We start from the raw sequence: 15219 nt of genomic DNA, 5'->3' as shown, positions 1-15219 counted from the left end.
CATTTTGGCCATCGCTTGTGTTTCATTTTGTGGTGCTCAATCATGCGCAGCCTGCGCTATGCCCACCTGTGCGGGCGAACATGCGATGGCTGGCACGGCATTTGCAATACCCATACGTATTGCAGGTCCATGAAACAGTCGAATCCATAAGGTGAATACATGAGTCAATACTCCGCAGGTGCCGCATTCCGCCAGGCCGTCCAGCAAGAATCCCCGTTGCAAGTGGTCGGCGCCATCAATGCCAACCACGCCTTGCTGGCCAAGCGCGCCGGCTTCAAGGCCATCTATCTGTCCGGCGGCGGCGTCGCGGCGGGCTCGCTGGGCCTGCCGGACCTGGGCATCTCGAATCTCGACGACGTGCTGACCGACATCCGCCGCATCACCGATGTATGCGACCTGCCGCTGCTGGTCGACGCCGATACCGGCTTCGGTTCATCCGCCTTCAATGTAGCGCGTACCGTCAAATCGATGATCAAGGCCGGCGCGGCCGCGCTGCATATCGAGGACCAGGTGGGCGCCAAGCGCTGCGGTCATCGTCCGGGCAAGGAAATCGTCAGCAAGGAAGAAATGGTCGACCGCATCAAGGCGGCCGTCGATGCGCGCACCGACCCGAACTTCGTGATCATGGCGCGCACCGATGCGCTGGCCGTCGATGGCCTGGACGCGGCGCTGGAACGGGCGGTGGCCTGCGTCGAAGCGGGCGCCGACATGATCTTCCCGGAAGCGATCACCGACCTGGAGATGTACGCCACGTTCGCCAAAGCCGTCAAGGTGCCGGTGCTGGCCAATATCACCGAATTCGGTTCCACGCCGCTGTTCACGGTGGATGAACTGCGCAGCGCCGACGTGGGCCTGGTGCTGTATCCGCTGTCCGCCTTCCGCGCCATGAACAAGGCGGCCGAAAACGTCTACACGGCGCTGCGCCGCGATGGCACGCAGAAAAATGTGCTCGACACCATGCAGACGCGCATGGAGCTGTATGAATCGATCAATTACCACGACTTCGAACAGAAGCTCGACGCGCTGTTCGCCGCCCAGAAATCCAAATAATTATTATCCGGAGAAGACACATGACCGCACCACAAGCCACCACCTTCAAGCCTAAAAAATCCGTCGCCCTGTCCGGCGTCACCGCCGGCAATACGGCCCTGTGCTCGGTCGGAAAGACCGGCAACGACCTGCATTACCGCGGCTACGATATCCTGGACGTGGCCGACAGCTGCGAGTTCGAAGAGATCGCCTACCTGCTGGTGCACGGCAAGCTGCCCAATACCGACGAACTGAAAGGCTACAAGGCCAAGCTGAAATCCCTGCGCGGCCTGCCGGCCAACGTCAAGTCGGCGCTCGAAGCGCTGCCGGCCGGCGCCCATCCGATGGACGTGATGCGCACCGGTGTATCGGTACTCGGCTGCACCTTGCCCGAAAAGGACGACCACAACGTGCCGGGCGCGCGCGATATCGCCGACCGCCTGATGGCGTCGTTTGGCTCGATGCTGCTGTACTGGTACCACTACAGCCATAACGGCAAGCGCATCGAAGTGGAAACCGACGACGACTCGATCGGCGGCCATTTCCTGCATCTGCTGCATGGCAAGAAGCCGTCGGCGTCGTGGGAAAAAGCCATGCATACGTCCCTGATCCTGTACGCGGAACACGAATTCAATGCCTCCACCTTTACCAGCCGCGTGATCGCCGGCACGGGTTCGGACATCCACTCGGCCATCACGGGCGCGATCGGCGCGCTGCGCGGCCCGAAACACGGCGGCGCGAATGAAGTGGCGCTCGATATCCAGAAACGCTACGACAATCCGGACGAAGCCGAAGCCGACATCCGCGAGCGCGTCGCCAACAAGGAAGTGGTGATCGGTTTCGGCCACCCTGTCTATACGATTTCCGATCCGCGCAACGTGGTCATCAAGGAAGTGGCGCGCACGCTGTCGGTGGAAGCGGGATCGACCAAGATGTTCGATATCGCCGAACGGCTGGAAACGGTGATGTGGGAGATCAAGAACATGTTCCCGAACCTGGACTGGTTCTCGGCCGTGTCGTATCACATGATGGGCGTGCCGACCGCGATGTTTACGCCGCTGTTCGTCATCTCGCGCACCTCGGGCTGGGCTGCCCACATCATCGAGCAGCGCATCGACAACAAGATCATCCGCCCGAGCGCCAACTATGTGGGTCCGGAGGACCTGGAGTTCGTGCCGATCAAGGACCGCAAATAATGAGCATCACGATCAACACCTTGCACCGCAAGCCATTGCCGGGCACCCAGCTCGATTACTTCGATACGCGCGCCGCCGTGGACGCGATTCAAACCGGCGCCTATGCCAGCCTGCCGTACACCTCGCGCGTGCTGGCCGAAAACCTGGTGCGCCGCTGCGACCCGGAGACCCTGAACGCCTCGCTGCGCCAGTTTATCGAACGCCGCCGCGACCTCGACTTTCCGTGGTTCCCGGCGCGCGTGGTCTGCCATGATATCCTGGGCCAGACGGCGCTGGTCGACCTGGCCGGCCTGCGCGACGCCATTGCGGCCCAGGGCGGCGACCCGGCCCTGGTCAATCCTGTGGTGCCGACCCAATTGGTGGTCGACCATTCGCTGGCCGTCGAATGCGGCGGCTTCGATCCCGACGCCTTTGCCAGGAACCGCGCGATCGAGGACCGCCGCAACGAAGACCGTTTCGACTTCATCGACTGGACCAAGAAGGCGTTCAAGAACGTCGACGTGATCCCGCCCGGGAACGGCATCTTGCACCAGATTAATCTGGAACGCATGTCGCCGGTGATCCAGGTGCAGGACGGCGTGGCTTATCCGGATACGTTGGTCGGCACCGATTCGCACACGCCGATGGTCGACGCGCTGGGCGTGATCGCCATCGGCGTCGGTGGCCTGGAAGCGGAAAGCGTGATGCTGGGCCGTGCCTCGTGGATGCGCCTGCCCGACATTATCGGCGTGCGGTTGACGGGCAAACCGCAGCCGGGTATTACCGCCACCGACACCGTGCTGGCGCTGACGGAATTTTTGCGCCAGCAGAAGGTGGTCTCGTCGTACCTGGAGTTTTATGGCGAGGGCGCCTCGCACCTGACCCTGGGCGACCGCGCCACGATCTCGAACATGGCGCCGGAATTTGGCGCCACCGCCGCCATGTTCTATATCGACGAACAGACCATCAAGTACCTGAAGCTGACCGGCCGCGAAGACGCGCAGGTGGCGCTGGTGGAAACCTATGCGAAGGAAACCGGCCTGTGGGCCGACAGCCTGGCCGACGCACAGTACGAGCGCGAGCTGAGCTTCGACCTGTCGTCCGTGGTGCGCAATATCGCCGGCCCGTCGAACCCGCACAACCGCGTGCCGACTTCGGAGCTGGCTGCGCGCGGCATCTCGGGCGTGGTGGAAAACGAGCCGGGCAAGATGCCGGACGGCGCGGTGATCATCGCCGCCATTACCAGCTGCACCAACACCAATAATCCGCGCAACATGATCGCGGCCGGCCTGATCGCGCGCAACGCGAACCGCCTGGGCCTGGCGCGCAAGCCCTGGGTCAAGTCCTCGCTGGCGCCCGGCTCGAAAACGGTGGAGCTGTACCTGCAGGAGGCAGGGCTGATGCCGGAACTCGAAAAGCTGGGCTTTGGCGTGGTGGCGTTTGCCTGCACCTCGTGCAACGGCATGTCGGGCGCGCTCGACCCGGTGATCCAGGACGAAGTGGTGGCGCGCGACCTGTACGCCACGGCCGTCCTGTCCGGCAACCGCAACTTCGACGGCCGCATCCATCCCTACGCGAAACAGGCCTTCCTGGCTTCGCCGCCGCTGGTGGTGGCGTATGCGATCGCCGGCACCATCCGCTTCGATATCGAAAAGGATGTGCTGGGCCATGGCCCGGACGGCCAGCCGATTCTGCTGAAAGATATCTGGCCGTCGGACGAGGAGATCGACTCCATCGTCGCCTCCAGCGTCAAGCCCGAGCAGTTCCGCAAGGTCTACATTCCAATGTTCGCCGCACAGGTCGACGACGGCATCAAGGTCAGCCCGCTGTACGACTGGCGCCCGCAGACCACCTATATCCGCCGCCCGCCTTACTGGGAAGGCGCGCTGGCCGGCGCGCGGCCCTTGAAAGGGATGCGTCCGCTGGCCGTGCTGGGCGACAATATCACCACCGACCACCTGTCGCCGTCGAACGCCATCATGCTCGACAGCGCGGCCGGCGAGTACCTGGCCAAAATGGGCTTGCCGGAAGAAGACTTCAATTCCTACGCCACCCACCGCGGCGACCACCTGACGGCGCAGCGCGCCACCTTTGCCAATCCGACCCTGAAAAACGAAATGGTGATGGTGGACGGCAAGGTCAAGGCCGGGTCGCTGACGCGCATCGAACCGGAAGGCACGATTTCGCGCATGTGGGAAGCGATCGAGATATACATGGAGCGCAAGCAGCCATTGATCATTATCGCCGGCGCCGACTACGGCCAGGGTTCCTCGCGCGACTGGGCCGCCAAGGGCGTGCGCCTGGCCGGCGTGGAGGCAATCGTGGCCGAAGGCTTCGAGCGCATCCACCGCACCAACCTGGTGGGCATGGGCGTGCTGCCGCTGGAGTTCCTGACGGGCGTCACGCGCAAGACGCTGGGCCTCGATGGCAGCGAAACCTACGATGTGGTGGGCGAGCGCATGCCGCGTTCGACATTGACCCTGCTGATCCACCGCGCCAATGGCGATACCGAGGAAGTGCCGGTCACCTGCCGCCTCGATACGGCGGAAGAGGTGTCGATCTACGAAGCCGGTGGCGTCTTGCAGCGCTTTGCGCAGGATTTCCTGGAATCGTCCGTAGGTCGGATTAGCGGCGCAGCCGCGTAATCCGACAACACCGGCAGCGTCAACAATGTGTCGGATTACGCGCAAGCGCTAATCCGACCTACCTGGATATACGATGAATCATCAACCCCAAATCAGAATCCCCGCCACCTATATGCGTGGCGGCACCAGCAAAGGCGTGTTCTTCCGCCTGCAGGACCTGCCGGTCGCCGCGCAAGGGCCGGGCCCCGCGCGCGACGCTCTGCTGTTGCGCGTGATCGGCAGCCCCGACCCCTACGGCAAGCAGATCGACGGCATGGGCGGCGCCACGTCCAGCACCAGCAAGACGGTGATCCTGTCGAAAAGCAGCCGGGCCGAGCATGACGTCGATTATCTGTTCGGCCAGGTTTCCATCGACAAGCCGTTTGTCGACTGGAGCGGCAATTGCGGCAACCTGTCGGCGGCGGTCGGCTCGTTTGCGATCGCCAATGGCCTGGTCGACGCGGCGCGTATTCCGCGCGACGGCGTGGCGGTAGTGCGCGTGTGGCAGGCCAATATCGGCAAGACCATTATCGCCCACGTGCCCATCACCAACGGCGAAGTGCAGGAAACAGGCGACTTCGAACTCGATGGCGTGACGTTTCCGGCGGCCGAAGTCAAGCTCGAGTTTCTCGATCCGGCAGCGGAAGAGGAGGGCGGCGGTGGCGCGATGTTCCCCACCGGCCAGCTGGTCGATGACCTCGACGTGCCCGGCATCGGCGTGCTGAAGGTCACCATGATCAATGCCGGCATCCCGACCATTTTTGTCGACGCCGAAGCGATAGGCTACACGGGCACCGAACTGCAGGAGGCGATCAATGGCGATCCGGCAGCGCTGGCGCGTCTTGAAACCATCCGCGCGCATGGCGCTCTGCGCATGGGCTTGATTTCGCATCTCGATGAAGCGGCCACGCGCCAGCATACGCCGAAGGTGGCGTTTGTCGCCAAACCGGCCAGCTATGTCTCGTCCAGCGGCAAGCGGGTAGCAGCGGGCGAGATCGACCTGCTCGTGCGCGCCATGTCGATGGGCAAGCTGCACCACGCGATGATGGGCACGGCGGCGGTGGCCATCGGCACGGCGGCGGCGATACCCGGCACGCTGGTCAACCTGGCGGCCGGTGGCGGCGAAAAAAGCAGCGTGCGCTTCGGCCATCCGTCCGGCACGCTGATGGTGGGCGCGCAAGCGACGCAGGTGGACGGCGACTGGCGCGTCACCAAGGCCATCATGAGCCGCAGCGCACGCGTGCTGATGGAAGGTGTTGTGCGGGTGCCTTTCCAGGAGCAAGACAGCGATCGCTTGCGGACTTGATTTTTTGCAGGACCGCAAGCCGGGCAGCAAGGAGAATGGCATGGATTTACCCGTGAAAACCGTGTCGTTCCATCCATCCTGGGGCTGCCATGCTATTCAATTCCTGGATTTTCCTGCTGGGCTTTTTGCCCGTCACCTTTGCCGGCTTCTTCCTGCTGGGCCGGCGCAGCCCGTTCCTGGGCGCAGCCTGGCTGTCCGGCGCCTCGCTGTTTTTCTACGGCTGGTGGGACGTGCGCTACGTGCCGCTGCTGCTGGCCTCGATCTGCTTCAATTACGGCTGTTCCGGCCTGCTCGACGCGAGGGCGGGATCGCGCAGGCGCAGGAAGTGGCTGCTGGTGGCCGCCATTGGCGCCAATCTGGCCCTGCTCGGCTACTACAAATACGCGGGCTTCTTTGTCGCCAGCCTTGCCGGACTGCTGGCGCAACCGCTGCCTGCGCTGCATGTGATCCTGCCGGTCGGCATCTCGTTTTTTACCTTTACCCAGATCGCCTTCCTGGTCGATACATATCGGGGACAGGTGCGCGAGCGGCGCTTCGTGCATTACCTGCTGTTCGTCACGTATTTTCCCCACCTGATCGCCGGTCCGGTCCTGCACCACAAGGAGATGATGCCGCAGTTCGCCGACCCGCGCATCGTTCGGCTGTCGGCGGAAAACATCGCCGCCGGCACCAGCATCTTTGTGATCGGCCTGGCCAAAAAAGTGCTGGTCGCCGACAATCTGGCGCCGCATGCGGCCACGCTGTTCAACCAGCCGGGCGAGCCGTCGCTGCTGCTCGCCTGGAGCGGTGTGCTGGCCTATGCCTTCCAGTTGTATTTCGACTTTTCCGGCTATTCCGACATGGCCATCGGCCTGTCGCGCCTGTTCGGCGTGCGGCTGCCCCTCAATTTCGACTCGCCCTACAAGGCGGCCGATATCGCCCAGTTCTGGCGCCGCTGGCACATGACCCTGTCGCGCTTCCTGCGCGACTATCTGTATATTCCGCTGGGCGGCAACCGCCATGGCGGCGCGCGCCGCTACCTGAACCTGATGATCACCATGGTGCTGGGGGGGCTGTGGCATGGTGCAGGCTGGAATTTCCTGATCTGGGGCTGTTTGCACGGCGTGTTCCTCGGTATACACGGTGCATGGAGCGGCATGGCCAGCCGGCTGCAGTTGCCGGTGCAATCGGCTTGCTGGCGCCTGATCGCCACCGGCATTACCTTTGTTGCGGTCTGCCATGCCTGGGTCTTCTTTCGCGCGCCCGACCTGGCCGGCGCGCTGGCGATACTGGACGGCATGTACGGGCGCCACGGTCTCGCCTTGCCAGATGCGCTGGCGCCGCACTTGCTGGCATTGCAGCCGCTGCTGGCAGCCATCGGCCTGACGTTTTATCTGGGTGGCGGCACCGCCTTTATCGACAGCTGGAGCTGGATCGCCATTGCCGCACTGCTGGCGTTTGCCTGTCCCAATACACAGCAGATCATGCGGCTGGTGCTGCCCGTGCCCGATGCCAGACCGGCGACCTCCCACCTGGCCTGGCAGCCATCGCGCCGCTGGGCAGCGGCGATCGCCGTGCTGGCGCTGGCCAGCATGCTGTCACTGAACCGGCCCGCCGAATTCCTGTATTTTCAATTTTAGGAGGCGCAATGACAACCGTCTCTCTTGATTACAAACGATATCTGCCGGCATTCACCGCTTTCCTGAGCGCCGGCGCCCTGGCCACCTGCGCGCTGGTCGTGATCGTCGATCCGTATGGCCTGTATGGCCTGGTGCATCGCCCTGGCTTCAATGCCGTCAAGCCCGGCCTGTCGCGCTACCAGGTGCAGATCAAGCACCAACACGCGCTGCGCCTGCGGCCGCGCGTGCTTATCCTCGGCAACTCGCGCGCGGAGATCGGCTTCGATCCGGCCGCGCCGGCGTTTGCGGCGGCGCGCGGCGCGGTCTATAACCTGGCCATACCGGGAACCGGATTGGGCACCTCCGCCAGCCAGCTCACGCACCTGCTGGCGGCCGGCGTCCAGCCGCGCACCGTGATCCTCGGCGTCGAGTTCATGGATTTCCTGGAACTGCCATCCGCGCCCGGCTCGACGGTGGCGGCGACGCCGGCCGGCGCGCCATTCTGGCAATTCGATGCGCTGTTTTCGCTCGCCTCCGTCAAGGATGCGCTGCATACGCTGCGCATCCAGCATGATGCGGAAAGCACCAGCCTGTCGCCGGACGGCTTCAATCCTTTGAGAGAATATGGCGCGCATGTACGCAATGACGGCTATCACAAGATGTTTGCCCAGCGCGCGCAGGAAAACGCGCTCAGCTTCAAACGAAAGTCCGGCGCCACGCTGGCAGCGGCGGATTTCGCCGTGCTGCATGGCTTGTTGCAGCAGGCGGCAGCCAATGGTGCGCAAATGACGCTGGTGATCTATCCGTATCACGCGCAGCTCCTCGCCATGCTGGACGCAGCGGGCCTGTGGCCGCTGTTCGAACAATGGAAGCAGCAGCTGGTGCAGGAAATTGGCGCCGTCCAGTCAAGCCATCCCGGCGCCGCTATCGCGCTGTACGACTTCAGCGGCTTTGGTCCGTACAACTGCGAACGCATCCCCGCAGCGGCCGAACGCCATCTCGCCACGCGCTGGTACTGGGAGGCCGGCCATTTCAAGAAGGCGCTGGGCGATATCGTCCTGGCCCGCGTGCTGTCGCAGTCAGGAGACGCGCCATCCTTCGGCATGCGCCTGGACAGCACCGCGCTGGCGGCCAACCGCGCGCGCATCGCGGCCGAACGCCGGGACTGCGCCGCCACGCACCCCGCTCTGTTTCTATCCGTGACAAACATGTTTGGCCCGCCTGCCAAGGCAGTTGCTGATGGAAAAACCCATTTGACAGGACCACAAAAAACCACGGAGGAGAGATGAATTTTGCGCAGTTCTACCAGCATTCCATCAGCAACCCGGACGCTTTCTGGCGCCACGAAGCGGAAAAGATCGACTGGCACACGCCGTTCACCCAGGTGCTCGACGATAGCCGTGCGCCGTTCGCGCGCTGGTTCGTTGGCGGCACCACCAATCTGTGCCACAACGCGGTGGACCGCTGGGTCGCCAGCCGGGGCGATGCGCCCGCGCTGATCGCCATTTCCACCGAAACCGACACCGAGCGCACCTACAGCTACCGCGAACTGCAGCGCGAAGTGGAACGCTGCGCCGCGATCCTGCTGTCGCTGGGCGTGGCAAAAGGCGACCGCGTGTTGATTTATATGCCGATGATTGCCGAAGCGGCGTTTGCCATGCTGGCCTGCGCGCGCATCGGCGCCATCCACTCGGTGGTATTCGGCGGCTTTGCCTCGAACAGCCTGGCCAGCCGCATCGACGATGCGCAGCCAAAAATCGTGTTTTCCAGCGACGCCGGTTCGCGCAACGGCAAGCCGGTTCCCTACAAGCCGCTGCTCGACGAAGCGATCCGCATTGCCGCGCACCAGCCGGCGCATGTGCTGCTGGTCGACCGCCACCTGGTGCCGATGCAGCGGGTAGCAGGGCGCGATGTCGACTACGCGCAACTGCGCGAGCAGCATCTCGACGCGCAGGTACCCGTCACCTGGCTCGAATCGAACGAGGTGTCGTATGTGCTGTACACCTCGGGCACCACCGGCAAACCGAAAGGCGTGCAGCGCGATGTGGGCGGCTACGCGGTGGCGCTGGCGGCGTCGATGGAGTACACGTTTTGCGGCAAACCGGGCGAGACCTTCTTTGCCACCTCCGATATCGGCTGGGTGGTGGGCCATTCGTATATCGTCTACGGCCCCTTGATTGCCGGCATGGCCACCATCCTGTACGAGGGCTTGCCGGTCTGTCCCGACGCCGGCATCTGGTGGCGCATCGTTGAAAAATACCGGGTCACGCGCATGTTCTCGGCGCCGACCGCGATCCGCGTGCTGCGCAAGCATCCGGCGGAGCTGATGCGCAAGCACGACCTGTCCTCACTGAAGGCGCTGTACCTGGCGGGCGAACCGCTCGACGAAACCACCTCGCAGTGGATCGCCGGGGAGCTCAAGGTCGACATCATCGACAACTACTGGCAGACTGAGACGGGCTGGCCGATCCTGTCGGTGGCGCGCGGCGTGGAAAACATCCCCACGCGCCTGGGCAGCCCGGGCCTGGCCATGTACGGCTACAAGGTCAAACTGCTCGACGAGGCGACGGGCGAGGAGTGCGGCGCGAACGAGAAGGGCGTGCTGGTGCTCGAAGGCCCGTTGCCGCCGGGCTGTTTGCAAACCGTGTACGGCGACGACCAGCGCTTTGTCGACACCTACTGGTCCACCTTCAGCGACAAGCAAGTCTATTCGACCTTCGACTGGGGCCTGCGCGACGCCGATGGCTATTACTTCATCCTCGGGCGCACCGACGACGTGATCAACGTGGCCGGCCATCGCCTGGGCACGCGCGAAATCGAGGAAAGCATATCGAGCCACCCGAATGTGTCGGAAGTGGCGGTGGTCGGCATGCACGACAAGCTCAAGGGGCAGGTGGCGATGGCCTTCGTGATCCTCAAGCATCCGCAAGGTATAGACAGCATCGAGGCCAAGGCGGCGCTGGAGCGCGACGTGATGGCCGTGGTCGACCGCCAGCTGGGCGCCGTGGCGCGGCCGGCGCGCGTGCTGTTCGTGCCGCAGCTGCCGAAGACGCGTTCTGGCAAGCTGCTACGCCGCTCGATCCAGGCCATCTGCGAAGGGCGCAGTCCGGGCGACCTGACTTCGATCGAAGACCCGGCCTCGCTGCAGCATATTGCGGAAGCATTGGCATAAGCATCTTTAGCAGAGTTTATCGTGCGATAAACTCTGCTGTCAGATGCGCTCGCTTTCCTTGCGCACCACGCGCCCGACGATAATGCATTCATTGCCGCGGCACATCTTGCGGTGGTATTTGCGCTGGTCGGGATTGTCCGACGTCAGCCACCATTCGCCGATATCGCGCGCCAGCCGCTTGACCACCGGCTCGCCTTCGTAATTGACGGCGTACACCACGCCATCGACGGGGCGGATATCGGCCGTATTAATGATTACCACGTCGTCCTCGTACAGGGCCGGCTCCATGCTCTCGCCCTTGACCTTGATCGCCACCAGTTTTTCCGGGTGATAGCCGTTGCGGTCGACCCAGCCGCGCGGCACGCTGATGGTGCTGCCGTCATGGGTCTCCGGCTCGACCGCAAAGCCCGTGATGCCGGCCGACAGCCGCAGTTTGACCTTGCGGATATCGTAGAAACGCTCGTCTTCGCCATCGTTGACGAACACCGGCTTGACACCGGCCAGTGCACGCGCCGCCATGGCCGCCTGGTCCGGCGCGGCGCCCTGGTCGAAGTACATGCTGTCGAGGCGCAGATCGGCTTCCAGCTTGCGCGCGATCTTCTCACTGAAGGCGCGCCCCTCGCGGTAGGTGGGCGACAAAATCTGCGAAATGCGCGCCTCGCTCCAGCCGCTGGCGTCGGAAATTTTCTTGCGCGTGTGCTCATAGCGCTCGCTGATCAGTGCCAGCAATCGGTCGCGTCTGTATTGATACATATCCATCTCCGCATTAAACCTGAAACTTACTGTTTGATAAATTACCAAATGCTTGACTTTAACATTAGCGATTGATAAAGTCCACTCGTTGCCTGTCGCAAATTCGCACACAGCGTTTCCCGGCAGGCCAGTACAGGGAGGGTAATGATGTTGAACAGCAGTCAGGTGGTGCACAGCGGAGCGCCGCCGCAGGCAGGGCGCAGGATACTGGGGCGCAGCAAGAAGTCGCAATTGCATATCGCCCGTATCGCGCAGCATATCGCCGAGCAGGGCCAGGCCAGCGCCGCGCAGTTGTCGGCCCTGCTGGGACTCGATGCGGGCACCATGAGCCGCTACCTGCGCCATATGTGCGGCGCCGGGCTGATCCATCTGGCGCAGCGCCATTGCACCGAGCCGGGACGCCAGCGGCCCGCGCTGTACGGACCGGGCGAGGCAGAAGACGAGGGCGAAGCGTGGGCTGAGCTGCCGCCGCAGGTGCGGCGCATGGCCAGCTGGCCCGGCGGCACGGCGGGCCGCGATCCGCTGGTGGCGGCCCTGTTCGGACCGGCCAAGTCGTCAACACAGTAACCAAGAGGAAACGAGGAGAACACCATGGGGTTTGCAGAACAATTCATCGCATCGCTGTCATCGCGCAATCTGCGCAACGATGCCTTTCACCACGACCTAGACGTGATCGCGGCGGCCGCGCTGGCCGGCGACATGGGCGCCTTGCTGTGCCGCGTCAAGTACGCGGACGGCACCATCAGCCGCCTGTTCGAAGGCAATGCCGGCAACCTGGCGCAGCTGCTGCGCGCGTGGACCGCGGCCGTCGCCAAAAAAGGCCAGGCGCGGCGCTGGGTCAAGGCCACCACGGCCTGGGATGCGCAGGCGGCCAACACCCTGTACCGCCGGGTGGCCGAAGCTTCGCTGGCGCACTGGCTCGACAGCAAATGCAAGGTCTGCCACGGCACCGGCGTGGTCAGCGCCAGCGAGGCGGGCGCGCCACTCGTCTGCCAGGCCTGCCACGGCGCCGGCGAAGCGGCGATCAGCTGTTCCGGCGGCTTTGAACTGGAGCGCATCAAGGACATGGTCAGCGAACTGGAAGCGATTTTCCAGTCGCACGGAGCGCGCGCCATGCGCCGCCTGGGCCGCTGAAAAAAGTTTTGCAATATGCCGCAAGCTGAAAAAAACGCCCCTACAATGGAGTCTCTGTCAGGCAGCAAAGGACACGAACGCAGCACCGCAGTACGGCAACAGGTAATACCACATGCTTCCCCACTCGTAATAGACGCACTTCTGGTGCGACACCGATAGGGGAATCTTCAGCGAACCGCCTTCCAGGCCTCCCTTCGCATCTCCCGTTCGGGCCCCTGCGGCACCGTATCGTGCAGCCCGCCATCTGACCATGCGCGGGCTGTTTCATTTCTTCTCACTGTTTTCTTCCAGACCGCCCAGGCGGTCTTTTTTTTCATCTCATGAAAGGCACTACCCATGGCATCGACAGCAAACGGCATCGACAGCGTGATCGTCATCAGCAAACAGGGCGCCGAAGGCGTCAAGGCGGCGGCGGGCGGCGGCCAGGTCTACCCGCGTGTCACGGCCACCTTCGACACCGAAGCGGACAAGTACGCCAGCGCCGAAATCGACGCCAGCCAGCAGCAGGGCGATAGCCGCCTGGGCAACTTCCGCACCGCCGGCGCGATCAAGGCCGAAGCAGCTTGCGGCACCTACGCGCCGCTGATGGCCGCGCTGCTGCGCCGCGACTTCACGGCCGGCGGCGTGGCGGTGGCCCAGACCACCATTGCCGCTGCCGCCACCGGCCTGATCCGCAGCGCCGGCTCGTGGCTGGCCGACGGTTTCCGCGCCGGCAGCGTGGTGCGCATCACCGGCCTGACGGCGCCGGCCACCGCCAACAACGGCAAGAACTTTTTCGTCACTTCCGTCACCGCCACCAACCTGAACGGCCAGTTCATGGATGGCTCGGCGATGGTCATCAAGGCGGCCGGCGACCCGGTCGGCGTGGCGGCCGCGGGCAAGCGCAGCTTCACGCCGCTGACCGGCCACACCACCGACTGGTTCACGGCCGAAGTGCAGGACCCGAAAGTCGGCGTGCACCGCAGCTTTGTCGACCAGCTGGTCAGCAAGATGGATATCGCGGTGCAGCCGAACGGCATCACCAGCCTGGACTTCACGCTGATGGGCAAGGCGGAAGGCCCGACCACGGCCGCGCCGTATTTCGCCGCACCGGCTGCAGCCGCGGGCAGCGGCAAGTTCTCGGGCGCCACGGCGATGCTGTCGGTAAACGGCATCCCGTCGCAGATCTGCACCGGCATGTCGGTCTCGCTCGACGGCCAGGTCAAGGTCGACCCGGTGATCGGCTCCAAGTTCGCCACCGCCGCCTCGCGCGGCAAAGTGCTCGGCTCCGGCCAGTTCACGGTGCTGCTGCAGGACGCCACCTATCTCGACTACTTCAAGGGCGAGACGGAAATCGCGCTGGCCTACGCCATGGCATCGGGCACGGCGCCAGCGGCCGACGTGCTGGCGCTGGCCATGGGCCGCGTCAAGATCACCTCGGCCAAGATCGACGACGGCGAGAAAAACAAGATCGTCACCTGCGCCTTCGACATCCTGCGCTACAAGGGCGCGGATGCGCAGCATGAAGCAACCACCCTGAGCATCCAGGACAGCGCGCTGTAAGCACGCGGCGCCAGACATTTCCAGGGCCGTCCGCGTGGCGGCCTTTTTTATTCCTATTCTTACTTTATTTACGAAAGCACGACACATGAACAACGCACAAATGATCGCATCGGCTGGTTTTGACATCTCGCTGTTGAACAGCGATAGCAAGGCAGTCGATCAGGTCCACCTGGTGTCGGTCCTGTTTGACGAAGACGGCGCGCATAAAGCCGGTTTTGAAATCGTCAGCAAGAATTCCGACCAGTATCGCGCTGTCATCCGCGAAACCTCGGTTGTCGCCATCAAGCGCTCCGTGCAGAAAAGCAAGCAGATCGATGCGAAAACCGATGAAGGGGCGGCGGAACTGTATGACCTTGCCGAGCACCGCAACATGAAAATCGCGATTGCCGTAGTGGTGGGCATGCCCGGCTTCGTCGACAAAGGGGTGCAGGTGCAGCCAGCGCCGGCCTTGTTGAAGTCCATCTTTGAAAAGATGCCTTCCTGGCAGGAAAAAGTGCTGGCTGCGCTCGAGGCCGATGGCAATTTTTTGACAGTCTAGCCGCCACCTTGCTGCACTTTGCCAACGAACAGTTCGAGCGTTCGGCAAAGGCAGCCGATGGCAATGTGAAGAGCGAGCATCTCGACGCTGCGAAGCGGCATCCGCTTTATCGGGAATCGCTCGCTCCCGCTCTTGCGCAACTGCCGTTTGAACTGGCGCATGTGTGGCAATGCTTTGTGCAGATGAACCGCAAGCGGCAGAACGGCATGATGGTCAATCCGCTGAGCAGCCTGGACATACTGGCATGGCAGTTGCGCTACCGCATGCGGCTGACAGCATGGGAAGAGGAACTGGTTGACCAGCTTGATGCAGCCTACATCGCCCATCAAAACAGCTCGCATTAGGCCT

At 63.5% G+C, this 15219-nt stretch carries 13 protein-coding genes; 12 read left to right on the top strand and 1 reads right to left on the bottom strand.

Features of this window, described 5'->3' with window-relative positions; genetic code table 11:
• Positions 1 to 159: 159 nt before the first annotated feature.
• The 7 genes from prpB to RTQ46_RS24670 all read left to right on the top strand — a co-directional run bounded on the left by prpB (position 160) and on the right by RTQ46_RS24670 (position 10904).
• Positions 160 to 1050: a methylisocitrate lyase gene (gene prpB, locus RTQ46_RS24700; protein WP_312440239.1), complete on the top strand. Its 891-nt coding sequence runs from the start codon at positions 160 to 162 to the stop codon at positions 1048 to 1050.
• Between the two features lie 20 nt (positions 1051 to 1070).
• Positions 1071 to 2225: a 2-methylcitrate synthase gene (prpC, locus tag RTQ46_RS24695; RefSeq protein WP_312440238.1), complete on the top strand. Its 1155-nt coding sequence runs from the start codon at positions 1071 to 1073 to the stop codon at positions 2223 to 2225.
• A gap of 11 nt (positions 2226 to 2236) precedes the next feature.
• Positions 2237 to 4849 carry a Fe/S-dependent 2-methylisocitrate dehydratase AcnD gene (acnD, locus tag RTQ46_RS24690; RefSeq protein ID WP_312440243.1) on the top strand — a complete coding sequence of 871 codons (2613 nt, stop codon included), beginning with the start codon at positions 2237 to 2239 and terminating at the stop codon, positions 4847 to 4849.
• Positions 4850 to 4922: 73 nt separating this feature from the next.
• A complete protein-coding gene (gene prpF / locus RTQ46_RS24685; RefSeq protein ID WP_312440237.1) occupies positions 4923 to 6134 on the top strand; it encodes a 2-methylaconitate cis-trans isomerase PrpF in 1212 nt (403 codons plus the stop codon).
• An 89-nt stretch (positions 6135 to 6223) separates the two neighbouring features.
• The gene (locus RTQ46_RS24680) at positions 6224 to 7753 is read left to right on the top strand and encodes an MBOAT family protein (RefSeq protein ID WP_312440236.1); all 1530 of its coding nucleotides are present in this window, start codon (positions 6224 to 6226) and stop codon (positions 7751 to 7753) included.
• 8 nt (positions 7754 to 7761) lie between these two features.
• Complete coding sequence (locus tag RTQ46_RS24675) at positions 7762 to 9021, top strand: hypothetical protein (protein ID WP_312440235.1); 1260 nt, start codon at positions 7762 to 7764, stop codon at positions 9019 to 9021.
• Positions 9018 to 10904 (top strand): propionate--CoA ligase, encoded by a 1887-nt coding sequence (locus tag RTQ46_RS24670; RefSeq protein ID WP_312440234.1) that lies wholly within the window; start codon positions 9018 to 9020, stop codon positions 10902 to 10904. Before RTQ46_RS24675 ends, RTQ46_RS24670 begins: the two co-directional genes overlap by 4 nt.
• Positions 10905 to 10943: 39 nt before the next feature.
• Here RTQ46_RS24670 and RTQ46_RS24665 read toward each other — a convergent pair whose 3' ends face one another.
• The gene (locus RTQ46_RS24665) at positions 10944 to 11657 is read right to left on the bottom strand and encodes a S24 family peptidase (protein WP_312440233.1); all 714 of its coding nucleotides are present in this window, start codon (positions 11655 to 11657) and stop codon (positions 10944 to 10946) included.
• A gap of 144 nt (positions 11658 to 11801) precedes the next feature.
• Here RTQ46_RS24665 and RTQ46_RS24660 point away from each other — a divergent pair, with 144 nt between their 5' ends.
• From RTQ46_RS24660 to RTQ46_RS24640, 5 genes are all read left to right on the top strand, one after another.
• Positions 11802 to 12224, top strand: coding sequence for a hypothetical protein (locus RTQ46_RS24660; protein WP_312440232.1), 423 nt, complete (start codon positions 11802 to 11804; stop codon positions 12222 to 12224).
• 24 nt (positions 12225 to 12248) lie between these two features.
• A complete protein-coding gene (locus RTQ46_RS24655) occupies positions 12249 to 12791 on the top strand; it encodes a hypothetical protein (RefSeq protein WP_312440231.1) in 543 nt (180 codons plus the stop codon).
• Between the two features lie 336 nt (positions 12792 to 13127).
• On the top strand, positions 13128 to 14333 hold the full coding sequence (locus tag RTQ46_RS24650) for a phage tail tube protein (protein ID WP_312440230.1): 1206 nt from the start codon (positions 13128 to 13130) through the stop codon (positions 14331 to 14333).
• Between the two features lie 34 nt (positions 14334 to 14367).
• Positions 14368 to 14871 carry a hypothetical protein gene (locus tag RTQ46_RS24645; protein WP_312440229.1) on the top strand — a complete coding sequence of 168 codons (504 nt, stop codon included), beginning with the start codon at positions 14368 to 14370 and terminating at the stop codon, positions 14869 to 14871.
• Positions 14872 to 14879: 8 nt separating this feature from the next.
• Positions 14880 to 15215 (top strand): hypothetical protein, encoded by a 336-nt coding sequence (locus tag RTQ46_RS24640; RefSeq protein ID WP_312440228.1) that lies wholly within the window; start codon positions 14880 to 14882, stop codon positions 15213 to 15215.
• The last annotated feature ends 4 nt before the right edge of the window (positions 15216 to 15219 follow it).

The sequence above is a fragment of the Janthinobacterium sp. genome (genome assembly GCF_031995485.1).
In the GTDB taxonomy this organism is placed as follows: Bacteria; Pseudomonadota; Gammaproteobacteria; order Burkholderiales; family Burkholderiaceae_D; genus Janthinobacterium.
The sequence above is the reverse complement of the archived record's forward strand: the minus strand, read 5'-3'. Positions and strand labels throughout refer to the sequence as shown.